The following is a 17,914-nucleotide window of genomic DNA, read 5'->3' on the forward strand; positions in this document are numbered from 1 at the left end:
CTGCATGGTTTCGCGCATATCCGGCTTAACGCGTGCGTTCCAGCACGGCCGCGAAAAAGCCGTCGGTCTGATGCACTTGCGGATACAGCGCCAACATGCCGCCTTCTGCGGGCAAATCAGGCACCGTGATCTTCTGCTCGGCCAGCACTTCCGCCGCCGGAACCAGGCGGAAGTTTTCGTTCTTGGCGAGGAAATCGCGGACGATCGCTTCGTTTTCGGCCTCCAGCACGCTGCAAGTGGCGTACACGACACGACCGCCACCCTTCACCAGCTTGGCAGCCGCTTCAAGAATCGCCGATTGCTTGGCGGTCAGCTCCAGCACCGATTCCGGCGTCTGGCGCCATTTGAGGTCCGGATTGCGGCGCAGGGTGCCCAGGCCGCTGCAAGGTGCATCGACCAGCACACGATCGATCTTGCCCGCCAGGCGCTTGACCTTGGTATCGCGCTCCGAGTCGATCAGCACCGGATGGACATTGGACAGACCACTACGGGCCAGACGCGGCTTCAGGTTTGCCAGGCGCTTTTCCGACACATCGAAGGCATAGAGACGGCCCGTCGACCGCATGGCCACGCCCAGCGCCAGCGTCTTGCCGCCCGCGCCCGCGCAGAAGTCGACCACCATTTCGCCGCGCTTCGGTGCCAGCAGATGGCACAGCAGCTGGCTGCCTTCATCCTGCACTTCGACCCCGCCATTGATAAACAGCGGCAGCTGGTTCAGCGCGGGCTTGCCCTTCAGGCGGATGCCGGCCGGTGCCATCGGCGCGGGTTCGGCAGCGATTCCGGCCGTCTCCAGTTCGGCCAGCGCTTCCTCGCGCGACAGCTTGGCGGTGTTGACGCGCAGATCCAGCGGTGCCGGGCGCAGCCAGGCATCGCCCATCGCGGCCGTGAACGCTTCGCCATGACGTGCGACCAGATCGTCGTACAGCCATTCGGGCAGATTGGCGCGCACGCGCGGTGCCAGGCTCGAGCGTTCGATCGTGGTCAGGCGGTCCAGCCACTCGGCTTCGTCGGGATACAGGAACGGCGTCAGCGTGTCGCGGCCCAGCGTCGCGGCCAGGCCCAGCAGACCCAGGCGGCGCGTGGCCGAGCCGGTGCCGCTTTCGGCAAACTGACCAAATTCGACGCGTCGACGCAACACTGCGAAAACTGCTTCAGCAATGATTCCGCGGTCACGATGACCAAGTTTGCTATTTTCACGGAAGTAGTGGCTCACCACGGCATCCGCGGGACGCGCGAACAGCAGCACCTTGCCGATCAGGCGGTCGATGTGCTGCAGGTGGAACGCCTGCAGCGCGCCGGGCGTGCGCGAGGCTTGATTGGCCTGGCCCTGCGGCTTGCGGATCGGCGACTTGCTCTTGCTGCCGCGCGGGCGCTGGCGGTTGTCGCGGGAGGTCGTGTTTTCTTGTTGGCGACTCATGGCTGTTTTCCTGCCGCTGCGGGCGAGATGGCCATGAACCACTGGGGTTCGGCCGGTTGAACTTGAACTACGCCGTCCTGCACATGCAGGCGGTCTTCGACAAACCAGCGCACGGCGCGTGGATAAATGACATGTTCGCTATCGAGCAAACGATCGGCAAGCAAGTCGGGCGTATCGCCAGGCAGAACGTCGAGCGCAGCCTGCACCACAATCGGGCCATGATCGAGCTCGGGCGTGACGAAATGCACGGTCGCGCCATGCAGCTTGACGCCGGCTTCCAGCGCTTGCCGGTGCGTATGCATGCCCGGAAAGCTCGGCAGCAGCGACGGATGGATATTCAGCATCCGGCCCGCGTAGTGCCCGACGAAATCGTCCGTCAGGATGCGCATGAAACCAGCCAGCACGACCAGGTCGGGCTGGTAAGCGTCGATGGCATCGCGCATCGCCGCGTCAAAACTGGAGCGATCGGGAAACTGCTTGTGGTCCACCACACCGGTAGCAATACCGTGATCGGCGGCAAACTGCAGGCCCGAGGCATCGGGCCGGTTCGACAGCACTGCGGCCACGCGCGCCGGCCATCGCTCGGCTGCGCAGGCCCGGACAATGGCTTCCATATTGGAGCCGCGCCCGGAAATCAATATGACAATATTTTTCATCGCCGCGATTCTACCAAGCTGTGGTGCAAACGCTGGCAATCCGTGCTCAATACGTACTTAATTACCGCGAAACGCGCCTCCCACAACGCTTTTGGCGCAGACTGCAAGAAGAAATACCCCAATGCCACCGATTGTGACGCGCACCCCGCTCTGTTAGAGTGGGCCCTACGTCCACGCGCCGCTTCCTCGGAAACGGTGACAACAAGGACGAAACGGGAAATTAGACGGGAACACGCATGTCGAACGCTGCACCGACTTTGTTGGTGGTCGATGATCATCCTATGGCTCTTTCCGGCACCACCGCCTTTCTGGCGGAGGTGATGCCCGACGTTGCTGTCCACGCTGCCGGGAGCGCCAAGGAGGCTCTCCACTCGCTGAACCAGGGACTTCGTCCCGATATCGTGCTGCTCGATATCTGGCTGAATGACGGCACTGGCTTTGATGCCATGCAGGCGTTCAAGACCGTGATTCCGGGCGCGCGCTTCATCTTCATGTCTGCCGAAGCCACGCCCGAGATCGTGGGCCGTGCGCGTGCGTTGTCCGCATGCGGCTTCGTCGGCAAGCATCTCGATGCCAATGCATTCACGGCCGCCGTCCGCAAGGTGCTGGCCGGCGATACGAGCTTTCCGTCGGACGAAGCGCTGTCCGGACGCTCGCAGTCATTCGGCCCGGCTCACGGTATCCCCGTCACGCCGGCCGAACTGGGCCTCACACCGCGTCAGGGCTCGGTGCTGGCACTGGTGCTGGAAGGCCTGCCGAACAAGGTTATCGCACGCAAGCTGGGGCTGACCGAGAACACGGTCAAGGAACACGTCTCGGCAATCCTGCAGCGCCTGGGCGTGCGCACGCGCATGCAGGTGATGTCGCGCATGGAACGCTTCCGCCTGCGCCAGTAAGCCCCCTGCCTCGCCAGCCACAACGGAAAACGCCGCCTCTGCAGTATCGAAGGCGGCGTTTTTGTTTGGACGAACGGCGACGACTTCAGCCCGCCTGCAGCCAGCGACGCAGCAGCATGCGCAAATTGGCCGGGTCCACCGGCTTGGGCAGCACGAAATAGCCGGCGTCCTCGGCAGCCAGCAGTGCCGCCGATTTCAGGTCACCGGTCAGCAAGGCGCTGCGCGCCTGCGGCTGCGTGGTCTGCCAGCGTTCCAGCAGGTCCAGGCCATTCTCGTTCCCCGGCAGGCGCAGGTCGCAGAAGATGATGTCCGGCTTGAGGCCCTTGGCAAACAGCGCATCGGCTTCCTGACCATGCGCGGCACAGGCCACGCGGATACCCCATGCCTCCATCAGCGCAATCCACGCCTTGCGGATCTGGCTGTCGTCGTCCACCACCAGCACCGTGCCGCGCAGACGGTCCTGCCGCGCCTCCTCGGCCTGGGCATTGGCGCGCATGGCGCGCACGTTGTCCACGGTCTCGGCCGGTACCGGCGCCAGCGCGAACCAGAACACCGAGCCCTTGCCCGGCACGGAGCGCACGCCGTACGTGCCGCGCATCAGCCGCACGCATTCCTTGAAGATGGCGAGCCCCAGCCCCAGGCCCTGAGACGGATCGCGCTGGGGGTTATGCACCTGGTAGTACGGCGAAAAAATCTCGGGCAGGTGCTCGGGCGTAATACCGGCGCCGGTGTCCCAGACTTCCACGCGCACATGCTTGCGGCGCTGGCGCGCGGTGACCAGGATGCCGCCGCGTTTGGTGTAACGCAGCGCGTTCTGCACGAGGTTGAACAGCGCGCGCCGCAGCAGCACCGGCTCTGCCATCGCGTAGAGTTCGTCGGGCACGCGCGGCGTCAGCGTCAGGCCGCTCTCGCGCGCATCGGCGGCGAACTGGCTCATGACGTCGTGGATCAGCGCGTGCAGCTCGCAGGGTTCCAGCGTGGGCAGCACCTTGCGCCCTTCAAGCTTGGAGAGGTCCAGCAGCGAGCGGAACAGCAGGTCGATGGTCTGCGTGCCCGCGGCCACCTGCTCCACCAGCGGATGCAGCGCGCTGGACTGATTGCGCGCGCGCAGCGCCTCGACCAGCATCACCAGCGCATGCACGGGCTGGCGCAGGTCGTGGCTGGCGGCGGCCAGGAAGCGGGATTTTTCCTCGCTGGCATGGAGCGCCCGCTCCTTTTCCTCCTGGAACTGCTTGGCCAGGCGCCGGCTTTCCGATTCGAGCTGGATGGCGCGCACCAGCGTGTGCTGCAGGTTCAGTGAATGGCGCGCCAGCATCAGCGCATAGACCACCAGCAGCAGTTGCACATAGCCGCCGTGGGCCGGAAAGGCGATCTCCGCCAGCAGGATATTGGGTACCAGGATTGGCACGCCAGCGAAGACAAGGTTCGAGGGGATCGGCGACTGCGATGTGGCGCCGCCCGCCAGCACGCCCAGCGTCAGCAGGTACAACACGCTGGAGAACACTACCGAGCCTGTATACAGATGCAGCAGCGCCGAGCTTCCCCAGGTAAGCCCCGTCAGGAAGGCAATCGCGCGCATGTTGTTCCACCACTTGCGCGTGTGCGCCGAACGGCTCATCTTGCCGCTGTCTCGCTGGTAGCCGAAATAGAACCAGCTGCCACCGGCCGTCAGCAGCAGCATGATGGCGCACCAGATCAGCAGGGCAACGTGGCTGGCTTCGTTCCAGAATGCCCATGCGGTCAGGCCCGGCAGGAGCACGGACGAGGCAATCGCGGTGGGGGAGACGCGATGGACCGTGGCCAGCAGCTTGGCCCGCGTCTCGGTATCCAGTTGCGGCCCGGGGGGCGGCAATATCTTGTTAAGCAGCGCGTTCAAGTGTGGCCTGGCATGTAAGGCGACGACATTCCGCTGCGACAGACCCGGGGTGCGGCGACTGTTGCAGGAATCGCGCGGTTCTTGTTCTGAATCGGGCATATCATGCCGCCTTTTGCGGCGCTGCGCCATCGTGGAGTGGCGGATAGGCCCACAAATTCGCCATTTGTGGGCAGCTTGCATACAACGGCACAAGGCCGGTGCCGCCAAAACAGGCAATCCGGCGGCACACGGGGCCATTCGCCTTATAATGCTCGCTTTCCCTGAAAAGCTCGTCCGCCGTCCTCGTGAAAGTCTTCCGCGGCCTGCCCAACGCCGAAAGCCGGGCGCCCTGCGCGCTCACCATCGGCAATTTCGACGGTGTGCATCGCGGCCACCAGTCGCTGCTCGCGCGCGCCCGCGCGGCTGCCGATGCACGCGGCCTGCCGTTGTGCGTCATGACGTTCGAGCCGCATCCGCGCGAATTCTTTGCGCCCGAGCACGCCCCCACCCGCATTGCCCTGCTGCGCGACAAGCTCGATGCGCTGCGCCGCAACGGCGTGGACCGCGTGGTGGTGGAACACTTCAACGCCCATTTTGCCGCCCAGTCGCCGCAGCAGTTCGTCGAGAACGTGCTCTGGCACGGCCTGCACGCGCGCTGGGTGCTGGTGGGCGACGATTTCCGCTTTGGCGCCAAGCGCGCCGGCGATTTCGGCTACCTGCAGCAGGCCGGCCGCGAGTTTGGCTTCGATGTGGAGCAGATGGGCTCGGTCTCCGAAGGCGGCATCCGCATTTCGAGTTCGGCCGTGCGCCAGGCGCTGGCCGATGGCGACCTGGAACATGCGCGCCGGCTGCTGGGCCACGGCTATGCCATCAGCGGCCACGTGATCCACGGCCGCAAGCTGGGCCGCAACCTGGGCTTCCCGACGCTGAACCTGCGGATCACGCACAAGCGTCCGGCCGTGAACGGCATCTTCGTGGTGCAGGTACACGGCATTGCCGACCACCCGCTGCCAGGCGTGGCGAGCATCGGCGTGCGCCCGACCGTGGAGGACGCCGGCCGCGTACTGCTTGAAGTGCATCTGTTCGACTTCAACGCGAACCTGTACGGCAAGCTGGTGCGCGTGGAATTCATGAAGAAGCTGCGCGACGAAGAGCGCTTTCACACGCTGGAGGCACTGACCGAGGCCATCGCCAAGGATGCCCGCGAAGCGCGTGCGTTCTTCGGCCTGGAGGCAGCCAACCCAGCCGATCCGGCCGATCCCGCCGGCAAGGCCGGCGACCGGCGCGACTTCGCCACCTCCGCCACCGACCGAATTAGCTAGCGGCCGGCAGCGCGCCCCATGCAGGCGCGCCGCCGGGACCCGCCCTGCCTTGCCCCGAAATGACACGCGCGCGGCGGTCATCCACCGGTCCGCGCCCAAACGAATTGCCCCGAGAATCAACCATGTCCGACGACAAACGCGCCAAGCCCGAAAAAAGCAAGTATCCGGTCAACCTGCTGGATACCCCGTTCCCGATGCGCGGCGACCTGCCGAAGCGCGAGCCGCTGTGGGTCAAGCAATGGCAGGACAAGCAGCTCTACAAGAAGATCCGCGCCGCGCGCAAGGGTGCGAAGAAGTTCGTGCTGCATGACGGCCCCCCGTACGCCAACGGCGATATCCACATCGGCCATGCGGTGAACAAGGTCCTGAAGGACATGATCATCAAGGCGCGCGGCCTGACCGGCCTGGACGCCGTCTACGTGCCGGGCTGGGACTGCCACGGCATGCCGATCGAGATCCAGATCGAGAAGCAGTTCGGCAAGGGACTGCCCGTGCAGGAAGTCCAGGCCAAGGCGCGCGCCTACGCCACCGAGCAGATCGCCCGCCAGAAGAAGGATTTCGAGCGCCTGGGCGTGCTTGGCGACTGGGACAATCCGTACCTGACCATGAACTTCAGCAACGAGGCCGACGAGCTGCGTGCGCTGGGCAAGATCATGGAAAAGGGCTATGTGTTCCGCGGCCTGAAACCGGTGAACTGGTGCTTCGACTGCGGCTCGGCACTGGCCGAAGCGGAAGTCGAATACAAGGACAAGGTCGACCTGTCGATCGACGTGGGCTTCCCGTTTGCGGAGACCGACAAGATCGCCCACGCATTCCACGTGCCGCTGGCCCAGCTGGAAGGCAAGCCGGGCTGGATCGTGATCTGGACCACCACGCCGTGGACGATCCCGTCCAACCAGGCGCTGAACATGCATCCGGAAGTGGAATACGCGCTGGTCGACACGCCGCGCGGCTTCCTGATCCTGGCGAAGGACCGCGTCGAGGAACAGCTGAAGACCTACGCGCTGGAAGGCCAGATCGTCGCCACCGCGCGCGGCGATGCGCTGACCGAGGTGCGCTTCCACCATCCGCTGGCGAAGATGGACGCCGGCTATGCGCGCACGTCGCCGGTGTACCTGGGCGACTACGTCACGACCGACACCGGTACCGGCATCGTCCACTCGGCGCCGGCCTACGGCGTGGAGGATTTCCAGTCGTGCAAGGCGCACGGCATGCCGGATTCGGAAATCATCAGCCCGGTGATGGGCGATGGCGTCTATGCCAGCACGCTGCCGCTGTTCGGCGGCCTGTCGATCTGGGACGCGAACCCGAAAATCGTCGAAGTACTACGTGAGTCGGGCAACCTGTTCAACTCGCACAAGTACGAGCACAGCTACATGCACTGCTGGCGTCACAAGACGCCGATCATCTACCGCGCCACGTCGCAGTGGTTCGCAGGCATGGACGTCGATCCGGTCGACAACGGCCCGACGCTGCGCGAAACCGCTCTTGCCGGTATCGAGGCGACCGAGTTCTACCCGTCGTGGGGCAAGCAGCGCCTGCACAACATGATCGCCAACCGCCCGGACTGGACGCTGTCGCGCCAGCGCCAATGGGGCGTGCCGATGGCGTTCTTCGTCCACAAGGAAACCGGCGCACTGCATCCGCGTACGCCGGAGCTGCTGGAGGAAGTGGCAAAGCGTGTGGAACAGCACGGCATCGAGGCCTGGCAGACGCTGGACCCGAAGGACCTGCTGGGCGACGAAGCCGCGTCCTATGAGAAGAACCGCGACACGCTGGACGTCTGGTTCGATTCCGGCACGACGCACTGGACCGTCATCCGCGGCTCGCATCGCGACGAACTCTACGATCCGTCGGCCGATACACCCGAGGGGCGCCTGGCCGACCTGTACCTGGAAGGCTCGGACCAGCACCGCGGCTGGTTCCATTCGTCGCTGCTGACCGCCTCGATGCTGTACGGCAAGCCGCCCTACAAGGCGCTGTTGACGCACGGCTTCACGGTGGACGGCGAAGGCCGCAAGATGTCGAAGTCGGTGGGCAACACGGTGGCGCCGCAGGACATCTCGAACAAGATGGGCGCGGAAATCATCCGCCTGTGGGTGGCATCGACCGACTACTCGGGCGAGCTGTCGATCTCGGAAGAAATCCTCAAGCGCGTGGTGGAAGGCTACCGCCGCATCCGCAACACGCTGCGCTTCCTGCTGGCAAACCTGACCGACTACGACCACGCGAAGCACGCGCTGCCAGCGTCGGAATGGCTGGAAATCGACCGCTACGCCGTGGCGCTGACCGACCGCCTGCAGAAGGAAGTGCTGTCGCACTACCAGGCGTACGAGTTCCACCCGGTGGTTGCCAAGCTGCAGACGTTCTGCTCCGAAGACCTGGGCGGCTTCTATCTCGACGTGCTGAAGGACCGCCTGTACACCACGGCGGCGGACTCGCAGGCACGCCGCGCCGCGCAGAACGCGCTGTATCACATCACCCAGGCCATGCTGCACTGGATGGCGCCGTTCCTGTCGTTCACGGCCGAGGAAGCCTGGCAGGTGTTCGCGCACGGCACCGAGCACACCGACACCATCTTCACGAGCACGTACTACGATCTGCCGCCGGTCAGCGAAGCCGACGACCTGCTGCAGAAGTGGCACGAAATCCGTGCGGTGCGAGCCGAAGTCACGCGCCAGCTGGAAGCCGTGCGCGTGGAAGGCGACATCGGTTCGTCGCTGCAGGCCGAGGTCACGATCGCGGCGGGCGGCCCGGTGCTGGCCGCGCTGCAGAGCCTGTCCGACGACCTGCGCTTCGTGCTGCTGACGTCGGCGGCCAAGGTCACGCCGGCGCCCGAAGGCGGCGACCTGCTGGTGACGGTCACGCCGTCGCAGCACGCCAAGTGCGAGCGCTGCTGGCATTACCGTGCCGACGTGGGCCACAACCCCGCGCATCCCACCCTTTGCGGCCGCTGCGACAGCAACCTGTTCGGCGCCGGTGAGCACAGGAGCCACGCCTGATGGCATCGTCCTCGACCCGTTCCTCGCGCCCGGCGGCGCGCAGCAAGAGCAAGGCCAGCGCCAACGTCACGCCGTGGCTGTGGATGGCCTTCGCGCTGCTGGTGGTCATGATCGACCAGTTCTTCAAGATCGTGATCTCGCGCTCGTTCCAGTATGCGGAATCGCGCCCCGTCACCAGCTTCTTCAACCTGGTGCTGGTCTACAACAAGGGCGCGGCGTTCAGCTTCCTGGCTGATGCCGGCGGCTGGCAGCGCTGGTTCTTCACGCTGCTGGGCGTGGTGGTGGGCGGCTTCATCATCTGGCTGCTGTATCGCCACACGGGCCAGAAGATGTTCTGCCTGGCCGTGTCGCTGATCCTGGGCGGCGCCGTGGGCAATGTGGTGGACCGCGTAATCCATGGCCATGTGATCGATTTCCTGGACTTCCACTGGCGCAACACCCATTTCCCGGCCTTCAACGTGGCCGATTGCGCGATTACGCTGGGCGCGATCCTGCTCATCGTGGACGAATTGCGGCGGGTGCGGCGGCACTGAGGCCGATCCGCGCGATGCACCGCAAGAATGCCCCTGCCCGCAGGGGCATTTTTTTCGCCCGCGATCGGCCCCGGCACGCCGGGCGCGCCAGCGGTATCATGCGGAACTCAGTTCCTCTCCAAGAGCCTTTCCCATGGATTTGCGCGGCAAGCACATTGTCCTTGGCCTGACCGGCGGCATCGCCTGCTACAAGTCGGCCGAACTGGTACGGCTGCTGACCAAGGCCGGTGCCACCGTGCAGGTGGCAATGACCGAGGCGGCAACGCACTTCATCACGCCGGTCACGATGCAGGCGCTGTCCGGGCGCCCGGTGTTCCTGTCGCAATGGGACGCGCGCATCGACAACAACATGGCGCATATCGACCTCTCGCGCGAGGCCGACGCCATCCTGATCGCCCCCGCTTCCACCGATTTCCTTGCCAAGGTTGCCAACGGCCTCTGCGACGACCTGCTGACCACGCTGTGCATCGCGCGCGAGTGCCCGCTGCTGGTAGCTCCGGCCATGAACCGCCAGATGTGGGCCGCCGCGCCGACCCAACGCAATGCCGCCCAGCTGCGCGCCGATGGCGTGACGATCCTGGGCCCCGGCACCGGCGACCAGGCCTGCGGCGAAATTGGCGACGGCCGGATGCTGGAGCCCGAGGAGCTTGTGGAAGACCTGATCGCGTTCTTCCAGCCCAAGCCGCTGCAGGGCAAGCGGGTGCTGATTACCGCCGGCCCGACCTTCGAGGCCATCGACCCGGTGCGCGGCATCACCAACCTGTCGTCGGGCAAGATGGGCTTTTCGATCGCCCGTGCGGCGCGCGAGGCCGGTGCCGACGTGCTGCTGGTGGCCGGCCCCACTTCACTGCCCACGCCGCGCGGCGTGACGCGTACCGATATCCGCAGCGCCCAGCAGATGCACGATGCCGTGATGGCGCAGCTGCGCGATGTCGATGTGTTCGTCGCCGTGGCCGCCGTGGCCGACTGGCGCCCGGCCGAGGTGGCCCGGCAGAAGCTGAAAAAGGCCAACGACACCGACACGCCGACGCTGCAGTTCGTGCAGAACCCCGACATCCTTGCCGCCGTGGCGGCGCGTGCCGATGCCCCCTACTGCGTGGGCTTCGCGGCCGAAAGCGAGAACCTGGAGCAGTACGGCGAGCAGAAGCGCCAGCGCAAGGGCGTGCCGCTGCTGGTGGGCAATATCGGCCACCATACCTTCGGTCTCGACGACAACGAGATCGTGCTGTTCGATGCCGACGGCATGACGCGCCTACCGCGTGCCGACAAGCTGTCGCTGGCGCGCGAACTGGTGGCCGCCATCGGTCAGCGCCTGCCGCGCAAGTCCGTGTAACACCGCCGCACCCAAGTCATGAGCCCTACCCGTCCTACCCTGCGCCTGTCCGTGCTGGACCAGAGTCCGGTCATCCACGGCCATACGGCCCGCGACGCCCTGGCCGCCACGGTCGATCTGGCCCAGATGGCCGACAGCCTCGGCTTTACCCGATACTGGTGCGCCGAGCACCACGGCCTGCAAGGCGTGTGCAACCCGGCGCCCGAAGTCATGCTGGCGCGGCTGGGCAGTGTGACCATGCGCATCCGCCTGGGGTCTGGCGGCGTGATGCTGCCCTACTACAGCCCGTTCAAGGTGGCCGAGCAGTTCCGCATGCTCGAAGCGCTGTTCCCGAACCGGATCGACCTTGGCGTGGGCCGCGCCCCGGGCGGCGACATGCGCACGGCGCAGGCCGTGGCGATGGGCCAGTACAACCGGGGCGACCAGTTTCCGCAGCAGGTGCAGGACCTGTCGTTCCTGCTGCGCGGCGAGGTGCCGCCCGACCATCTGGCCGAGGGCGTGCTGCTGCAACCGGCCATCGACACCCAGCCCGAGATATGGGTGCTGGGTTCCAGTGATTTCGGCGGAGCGCTGGCGGCGCGGCTTGGCCTGCGGTTTGCCTTCGCGCATTTCATCAATGCGCACGGCGGCGACATGGTGGCGCGGCAGTACCGCGAGGATTTCGAGCCCGGCTATGAAGACAAGCCGTACAGCGCCGCAGCGGTGTTCGTGATCTGCGCCGATACCGAGGCCGAGGCGTCGGCGCTGGAGCGCGCCGTCGACATCCGCCGGCTGCAGATGGCCTATGGCGTCAACGCACCGATCCCGTCGCTGGCCCAGGCCGCCGATTTCACGCCCACCGAGCGCGACCGCCTGATCATCGAACGCGAGCGGCCCCGCACGATCTGCGGCACGCCCGCGCAGGTGGCCGAGCGCATGCTGGCGCTGAAGGACCGCTTCGCGGCAGACGAACTGGTGGTGCTGAGCGTGACGGCGTCGTACCAGGCGCGCATGCGCACGTACGAACTGCTGGCCGAGGCCTTCGACCTGCAAGGCTGATCGGCGCCGGCGCGGAAGCGCCACGCCGTATGGCGAATCGAAGTGGCGGATAGGGGCGGGCGGCGCGGTATCATGCCGCCTTTGTCCCATCGAACGAATCCGAATCCATGACCGTAGCCGCCAATCCGACTGTCGAGATCAAGGTGCTCGACGCCCGCCTGAACGACTGGGGCCTGCCCGCCTACCAGAGCGACATGGCCGCCGCCATCGACCTGCACGCCTGCGTGGACGGCCCGGTGACCATCGAACCCGGCACGCCGGCACAACTGGTGCCGGCCGGCTTCGCGGTGCATATGGCCAACCCGTTCATGTGCGCGACGATCGTGCCGCGCTCGGGCCTGGGCCACAAGAAGGGCCTGGTGCTGGGCAACTCGATCGGCGTGATCGACGCCGACTACCAGGGCCAGATCATGGTCAGCGTGTGGAACCGCAACGCACCCGGCACCGAGCCGATCGTGATCCAGCCCGGCGAGCGTATCGCCCAGATGATGTTCGTGCCGGTGCTGCGCCCGGTGTTCGCGACGGTGGAAGCGTTTTCGGAGGATTCGGTGCGTGGCGCCGGAGGTTTCGGCTCGACCGGCGTGGCGCACGCGAAGGCGTAACGCCGGAACCGAGGCCGGGTGTCGCTCCTCTCCCATGCAATGGGAGAAGAGTCGGGGGAGAGGGCATTGAGGTTGAACCAGCGACAAGTCGCAAGTTGAACCGCCCTCTTCCCTTACCCCTCTCCCGCACGCGGGAGAGGGGAACCGCATTTTCTCAGCGCTGCTCGAAGACCAGCGCCACGCCGTTGGCCTGTTCGGCCGGGATCAGCGTGATCGACGGCGACAGGTCGTTGGCCTGCACCCCATTGGCCCGCCAGTACGTACGGGCCTTTTCCAGATCGCTGGTTGCAAGCCGGATCGCCGCATAGCCCGTCGCCCCGTGCCGCAGCCCCGGCACGTCGGCAGCATCGGCCAGCGCCTGCGGCGCGGTGACCACGAACGATGCGCCATCGATGTCAAGCATCGCCGTTTCGCCAGTGGCGCGTGCAATCGACGCGCCCGTCAGCGTGGCATAGGCTTGGGCCGTTGCCGCCACCTGCCCCGCTTCCACCACCAGATACGTCGCCGCAATCGCCGTTGCGCCATTGGCGTGCGTCAGCCATTCCGGCCGCCACAGCAGTTCGGGCGTGCGATGCTCGCAAACGAAGTAGCGGGCGCCCGGCGCCTGGTCCAGCGCGGTCACGCGGAATGTGGCCGGGTGCTCGGAGCCATCGTCAAGGCGCACCGGGCGCGAGAATTCGATCGGGTCCGAGGGCTGTAGTCCGGCAGCACGCAACCGGTCGGCCGTGGCAAACGCATCGCTGCTCTTGCACGACATGGCCGCACATCCGCCGCCGCGCTGCTGGGCATCCCAATAATACTGGCGACTCGGGCTGGGCGCCGTCACGTGCAGCAGTTCCAGGTAGTCGCGCGCCAGCATGATGCAGTGGTTTTGCGATCCCAGCGTGTGATAGCCGCGGGGCGTCAGCGTGAAACCGAGTGCGCGCCAACGGTCGGCAGCGGCATCCAGGTCCGCGCACACGATGACCGCGTGGTCGAACGGTTCGGGCAACGTCTGCATGGGATCAGTCGAACTGGATGTTGGCCTTGCGGGCCACGGCCTGCCACTTGTCGTGTTCGTGGCGCACCAGGTTGCCCAGGTCGGCCGGCGAACCCACGGCGATCTCGAACCCCTGGGCCGTCAGCGCTTCCACCACCCGGGGCTGCCTGATCGACGCGCCCAGCGCATCGTGCAGCCGCATCACGGTGTCCTGTTGCATATGCGCGGGACCGAAAACACCGATCCACGAATAGGCCTCGAAACCCTTGTAGCCTTGCTCGGCCACGGTCGGCACCTGGGGCATCTGCTTGATGCGGCTGGTGCCGGTGACGCCAAGCACCTTGATCGTCTTGGCGGCGACGTGAGCCTGCACGGCCGCGTAGCTGCTGAAGAACAGGTCCACCTCGCCGGCCAGCACGGCCTGCACGGCCGGGCCGCCGCCCTTGTAGGGCACGTGCAGGAAATGCACGCCGGCTTCGGTCGCCAGCGCTTCGGCGGCCAGCTGGTTCAGGCTGCCGATGCCCGACGACGCATAGCGCACACCATTCGGGCTGGACTTCGCCAACTCGATCAATTCGCGCACGTTCGACGCCGATAGCGCTGGGTTAGCGGCGATAACAAGCGGGAAGCGCACCAGTTGCGTGATCGGCGTGAAATCCTTGAACGTGTCGTACGGCAGGTTCTTGTACGCAAACGGGTTGATGGCATGCGTGTCGAACGCCATCAGCAGCGTATTGCCGTCCGGCTTGGCGCGGGCCACGGTACTGCTGGCGATCAGGCCGCCGGCGCCGGGCTTGTTGTCCACCACCACGGTCTGCCCCAGGCTCGTCTTCAGTCCCGGCTGCAATTGCCGGGCCACGATATCCACGCTGCCCCCGGGCGGGAACGGCAGGACCATCGAAATCGGCCGGCTGGTTGCCGACGGCTCGGCAGCATGGGAAACCTGGGCGAGGCCGGCGAGTGACGCCACGGGCATGGCGCTCATCGGCAGGGACTTGAGCAGCAGGCGGCGCAGCCGCATGCGGTCGGGAGAAGACATCAGAGACTCGGGCTGGGCGGCCAGACGGCCGCGGAATCAGGAAAAGGGCGGCATGCCGCCGCCGCGTATTTTGCCCGATGATCGCGCAACTTGCAGGAGTACCCTTCGCTGATCGCCCAGAAATGGAACAATCGCACCACGATCCGCCGCAAGCCGGCCAAAAAAATGGCCGGGACGAACCCGGCCATTTCCATGTTGCGGCGTTGCGCGACAGCAGCGCTCAGACTTCCGCCCGCTGCTCGCTTTCCGGCGCCTCGGGCGGCTCCGGATCGGCTTCCGAGAACGTCAGCTTGATCTGGTTCTCGTCGTCCAGATCCACGGCCACCTTGCCGCCGGTGACCAGCTTGCCGAACAGCAGCTCGTCCGCCAGTGCCTTGCGGATCATGTCCTGGATCAGGCGCTGCATCGGACGTGCGCCCATCAGTGGATCGAAACCCTTCTTCGCCAGGTACTTGCGCAGCTTTTCCGAGAAGCTGGCTTCCACCTTCTTCTCGTGGAGCTGCTCTTCCAGCTGCATCAGGAACTTGTCCACCACGCGCAGGATGATTTCCTCGTCCAGCGCACGGAAGCTGATGGTCGCATCCAGGCGGTTGCGGAACTCCGGCGTGAACATGCGCTTGATGTCGGCCATCTCGTCGCCCTGCTCGCGCGCCGTGGTGAAACCGATCGTGGCGCGGTTCATCGTCTCGGCCCCCGCGTTGGTGGTCATGATGATGATCACGTTGCGGAAGTCGGCACGACGGCCGTTGTTGTCGGTCAGCGAACCGTGGTCCATCACCTGCAGCAGGATATTGAAGATATCCGGATGTGCCTTCTCGATCTCATCGAGCAGCAGCACGCAATGCGGCTTCTTGGTGACGGCCTCGGTCAGCAGGCCACCCTGGTCAAACCCGACATAGCCCGGCGGCGCGCCAATCAGGCGGCTGACCGCATGGCGTTCCATGTATTCGGACATGTCGAAGCGCAGCAGTTCGATGCCCATGATGAACGCGAGCTGCTTGGCGACTTCGGTCTTGCCCACGCCTGTGGGGCCCGAGAACAGGAACGAGCCGATCGGCTTGTCGGTCTTGCCCAGGCCGGCGCGCGACATCTTGATCGCCGATGCCAGCGCCTCGATGGCCGGGTCCTGGCCGAACACCACCGACTTCAGGTCGCGTTCCAGCGTCTGCAGCTTGCTGCGGTCGTCCTGGTTCACGCTCTGCGGCGGGATGCGGGCAATGCGCGACACGATGTCCTCGATCTCGCCCTTGCCAATGGTCTTCTTCTGCTTCGACTTCGGCAGGATGCGCTGGGCAGCACCTGCCTCGTCAATCACATCGATCGCCTTGTCAGGCAGATGACGGTCGGTGATGAAGCGGGCGGACAGTTCGGCGGCGGCGGTCAGCGCCGAAGCCGCGTACTTGACGCCATGGTGCTCCTCGAAGCGCGACTTCAGCCCACGCAGGATCTGCACGGTCTGGTCCACCGACGGCTCGACCACGTCGATCTTCTGGAAACGACGCGACAGGGCCGCATCTTTCTCGAAAATGCCGCGATATTCCGTGAACGTGGTGGCACCCACGCACTTGAGCTGGCCCGACGACAGCGCCGGCTTGAGCAGGTTGCTGGCGTCCAGCGTGCCGCCCGATGCGGCGCCCGCGCCGATCAGCGTGTGGATTTCGTCGATGAACAGGATCGCGTGCGGATTGTCCTTGAGCGACTTCAGCACGCCCTTCAGGCGCTGCTCGAAATCACCGCGGTACTTCGTGCCGGCCAGCAGCGCGCCCATGTCGAGCGAGTACACGGTAGCCTTTTCCAGGATATCGGGCACTTCGTTCTTGGTGATGCGCCAGGCCAGACCTTCCGCGATGGCGGTCTTGCCAACGCCAGCCTCGCCCACCAGCAGCGGGTTGTTCTTGCGCCGGCGGCACAGTACCTGCACCACGCGCTCCACCTCGCTGTCGCGGCCGATCAGCGGATCGATCTTGCCGGCCTTGGCGAGCGCATTCAGGTTCTGGGTGTATTGCTCGAGCGGACTTTCCTTGCCGTCACCGCCCTCGCCTTCGGGGTTGCCCTCGCCGTGCTTGGCCGGTTCGGCCTGGTCCTTGCGGATGCCGTGGCTGATGAAGTTGACCACGTCCAGGCGCGTCACGCCCTGCTGCTGCAGGTAGTACACCGCGTGGGAATCCTTTTCGCCGAAGATGGCCACCAGCACGTTGGCGCCGGTCACCTCCTTCTTGCCATTCGACGTCGACTGCACGTGCATGATGGCGCGCTGGATCACACGCTGGAAGCCCAGTGTGGGCTGCGTGTCCACTTCGTCGGTGCCTGGCACGACAGGCGTGTTGTCTGCGATGAAATTCTTCAGACTGGTGCGCAAGTCCTCGATATTGGCCGCGCACGCGCGCAGCACTTCGGCTGCTGTGGGGTTGTCGAGCAACGCCTGCAACAGGTGTTCCACGGTAATGAACTCGTGGCGCGCCTGGCGAGCCTCGACAAAGGCCATGTGCAGACTTACTTCCAATTCTTGCGCAATCATGCTTCCTCCATCACGCACTGCAGGGGGTGGCCCGCCTGCCGCGCATGGGTTGATACAAGCTCGACCTTGGTCGCCGCAATATCCCGCGTGTAGATACCACAAACGCCTTTGCCTTCCCGGTGGACGGTGAGCATGATCTGCGTCGCCGTTTCCCGGTCCCTGCTGAAATACTGCTGCAGGATCATCACGACAAACTCCATCGGAGTGTAGTCGTCATTGAGCAGGAGCACCTTGTACATCGCCGGCGGCTTGAGCTGCTGCTCTTTCCGCTCGATGACTGTGCCTGCTTCGCGTTGGGGGGTGTTCGCCAGCCGTGTCGCCATGGCTTTTATTCTAACTCTTACTCACAAGTCTGCAATTTGGGGAACTGACCCGGTATTCAAGGGCAGCCCTTCGGAAAAATCCTAGCGTGGGCTACCGCACAAAGGGCGCCTCGCGCACGTTCACGGTGCATGGTACGTGCCCGCCGACCCCTGCCGGGGCATCGGGCCGGCCGCCAGGCGGCGTTTTCAAAATTCCATGCACCACGGCGACAAAGGTACCATCCCGAGCCGTTTCAATCCCGCCACACCCCACGCCGAGTGGGGAATCTGCCAGCTTGACAGTATGTAGGTTTGACAGAAAAATCGTTTGCACATCCGGGCCTGGTCAGCGAGCCAAGCAAAAAGTCCAGATCGGATGTATCCGTGAGCAGGGAGGCCCACGACCGGCGTAGGTCAGCCAT

14 protein-coding genes are annotated in these 17,914 nt (G+C 65.3%); 7 read left to right on the forward strand and 7 right to left on the reverse strand.

The features are described 5' to 3' along the window. Nucleotides 1–25: 25 nt before the first annotated feature. A complete protein-coding gene (locus ACOABP_RS05730) occupies nt 26–1,417 on the reverse strand; it encodes an RsmB/NOP family class I SAM-dependent RNA methyltransferase (protein WP_474227341.1) in 1,392 nt (463 codons plus the stop codon). Then, nucleotides 1,414–2,073 (reverse strand): phosphoribosylglycinamide formyltransferase, encoded by a 660-nt coding sequence (purN, locus tag ACOABP_RS05735; protein WP_474227342.1) that lies wholly within the window; start codon nt 2,071–2,073, stop codon nt 1,414–1,416. The genes ACOABP_RS05730 and purN overlap by 4 nt, the downstream gene beginning before the upstream one ends. Nucleotides 2,074–2,309: 236 nt before the next feature. On the opposite strand from purN, the gene ACOABP_RS05740 reads away from it, so the two are divergent. Continuing rightward, nucleotides 2,310–2,969: a response regulator gene (locus ACOABP_RS05740; protein ID WP_029051234.1), complete on the forward strand. Its 660-nt coding sequence runs from the start codon at nt 2,310–2,312 to the stop codon at nt 2,967–2,969. 85 nt (nt 2,970–3,054) lie between these two features. On the opposite strand, the gene ACOABP_RS05745 is transcribed toward ACOABP_RS05740, so the two are convergent. After that, entirely contained in the window at nt 3,055–4,845 is a 1,791-nt protein-coding gene (locus tag ACOABP_RS05745) for an ATP-binding response regulator (protein ID WP_474227343.1), read from the reverse strand. Nucleotides 4,846–5,129: 284 nt separating this feature from the next. On the opposite strand from ACOABP_RS05745, the gene ACOABP_RS05750 reads away from it, so the two are divergent. The 6 genes from ACOABP_RS05750 to dut all read left to right on the forward strand — a co-directional run bounded on the left by ACOABP_RS05750 (nt 5,130) and on the right by dut (nt 12,654). Continuing rightward, complete coding sequence (locus ACOABP_RS05750; protein WP_066732082.1) at nt 5,130–6,146, forward strand: bifunctional riboflavin kinase/FAD synthetase; 1,017 nt, start codon at nt 5,130–5,132, stop codon at nt 6,144–6,146. 122 nt (nt 6,147–6,268) lie between these two features. Further along, a complete protein-coding gene (gene ileS / locus ACOABP_RS05755) occupies nt 6,269–9,148 on the forward strand; it encodes an isoleucine--tRNA ligase (protein WP_474227344.1) in 2,880 nt (959 codons plus the stop codon). Beyond that, nucleotides 9,148–9,681 (forward strand): signal peptidase II, encoded by a 534-nt coding sequence (gene lspA / locus ACOABP_RS05760; protein WP_066732085.1) that lies wholly within the window; start codon nt 9,148–9,150, stop codon nt 9,679–9,681. The genes ileS and lspA overlap by 1 nt, the downstream gene beginning before the upstream one ends. Nucleotides 9,682–9,814: 133 nt before the next feature. Next, the gene (coaBC, locus tag ACOABP_RS05765) at nt 9,815–11,014 is read left to right on the forward strand and encodes a bifunctional phosphopantothenoylcysteine decarboxylase/phosphopantothenate--cysteine ligase CoaBC (RefSeq protein ID WP_474227345.1); all 1,200 of its coding nucleotides are present in this window, start codon (nt 9,815–9,817) and stop codon (nt 11,012–11,014) included. 18 nt (nt 11,015–11,032) lie between these two features. Continuing rightward, nucleotides 11,033–12,052, forward strand: coding sequence for an LLM class flavin-dependent oxidoreductase (locus tag ACOABP_RS05770; RefSeq protein ID WP_474227346.1), 1,020 nt, complete (start codon nt 11,033–11,035; stop codon nt 12,050–12,052). A gap of 107 nt (nt 12,053–12,159) precedes the next feature. Next, complete coding sequence (gene dut / locus ACOABP_RS05775; protein ID WP_474227347.1) at nt 12,160–12,654, forward strand: dUTP diphosphatase; 495 nt, start codon at nt 12,160–12,162, stop codon at nt 12,652–12,654. A gap of 154 nt (nt 12,655–12,808) precedes the next feature. On the opposite strand, the gene ACOABP_RS05780 is transcribed toward dut, so the two are convergent. From ACOABP_RS05780 to clpS, 4 genes are all read right to left on the reverse strand, one after another. Further along, on the reverse strand, nt 12,809–13,654 hold the full coding sequence (locus ACOABP_RS05780; RefSeq protein WP_474227348.1) for a VOC family protein: 846 nt from the start codon (nt 13,652–13,654) through the stop codon (nt 12,809–12,811). A gap of 4 nt (nt 13,655–13,658) precedes the next feature. Then, the gene (locus tag ACOABP_RS05785) at nt 13,659–14,672 is read right to left on the reverse strand and encodes a Bug family tripartite tricarboxylate transporter substrate binding protein (protein ID WP_474227349.1); all 1,014 of its coding nucleotides are present in this window, start codon (nt 14,670–14,672) and stop codon (nt 13,659–13,661) included. Between the two features lie 220 nt (nt 14,673–14,892). After that, nucleotides 14,893–17,190 (reverse strand): ATP-dependent Clp protease ATP-binding subunit ClpA, encoded by a 2,298-nt coding sequence (gene clpA / locus ACOABP_RS05790; RefSeq protein WP_474227350.1) that lies wholly within the window; start codon nt 17,188–17,190, stop codon nt 14,893–14,895. Further along, on the reverse strand, nt 17,187–17,513 hold the full coding sequence (gene clpS / locus ACOABP_RS05795) for an ATP-dependent Clp protease adapter ClpS (RefSeq protein ID WP_049815983.1): 327 nt from the start codon (nt 17,511–17,513) through the stop codon (nt 17,187–17,189). The genes clpA and clpS overlap by 4 nt, the downstream gene beginning before the upstream one ends. Between the last annotated feature and the right edge of the window lie 401 nt (nt 17,514–17,914).

Source organism: Cupriavidus sp. HE11, from assembly GCF_056097175.1.

What these genes read in the sequence shown, in the direction of transcription:
- ACOABP_RS05730 (WP_474227341.1), bottom strand. Translation starts at nt 1,417, where the DNA reads ATGAGTCGCCAACAAGAAAACACGACCTCCCGCGACAACCGCCAGCGC.
- purN (WP_474227342.1), bottom strand. Translation starts at nt 2,073, where the DNA reads ATGAAAAATATTGTCATATTGATTTCCGGGCGCGGCTCCAATATGGAA.
- ACOABP_RS05740 (WP_029051234.1), top strand. Translation starts at nt 2,310, where the DNA reads ATGTCGAACGCTGCACCGACTTTGTTGGTGGTCGATGATCATCCTATG.
- ileS (WP_474227344.1), top strand. Translation starts at nt 6,269, where the DNA reads ATGTCCGACGACAAACGCGCCAAGCCCGAAAAAAGCAAGTATCCGGTC.
- lspA (WP_066732085.1), top strand. Translation starts at nt 9,148, where the DNA reads ATGGCATCGTCCTCGACCCGTTCCTCGCGCCCGGCGGCGCGCAGCAAG.
- coaBC (WP_474227345.1), top strand. Translation starts at nt 9,815, where the DNA reads ATGGATTTGCGCGGCAAGCACATTGTCCTTGGCCTGACCGGCGGCATC.
- ACOABP_RS05770 (WP_474227346.1), top strand. Translation starts at nt 11,033, where the DNA reads ATGAGCCCTACCCGTCCTACCCTGCGCCTGTCCGTGCTGGACCAGAGT.
- dut (WP_474227347.1), top strand. Translation starts at nt 12,160, where the DNA reads ATGACCGTAGCCGCCAATCCGACTGTCGAGATCAAGGTGCTCGACGCC.
- ACOABP_RS05780 (WP_474227348.1), bottom strand. Translation starts at nt 13,654, where the DNA reads ATGCAGACGTTGCCCGAACCGTTCGACCACGCGGTCATCGTGTGCGCG.
- ACOABP_RS05785 (WP_474227349.1), bottom strand. Translation starts at nt 14,672, where the DNA reads ATGTCTTCTCCCGACCGCATGCGGCTGCGCCGCCTGCTGCTCAAGTCC.
- clpA (WP_474227350.1), bottom strand. Translation starts at nt 17,190, where the DNA reads ATGATTGCGCAAGAATTGGAAGTAAGTCTGCACATGGCCTTTGTCGAG.
- clpS (WP_049815983.1), bottom strand. Translation starts at nt 17,513, where the DNA reads ATGGCGACACGGCTGGCGAACACCCCCCAACGCGAAGCAGGCACAGTC.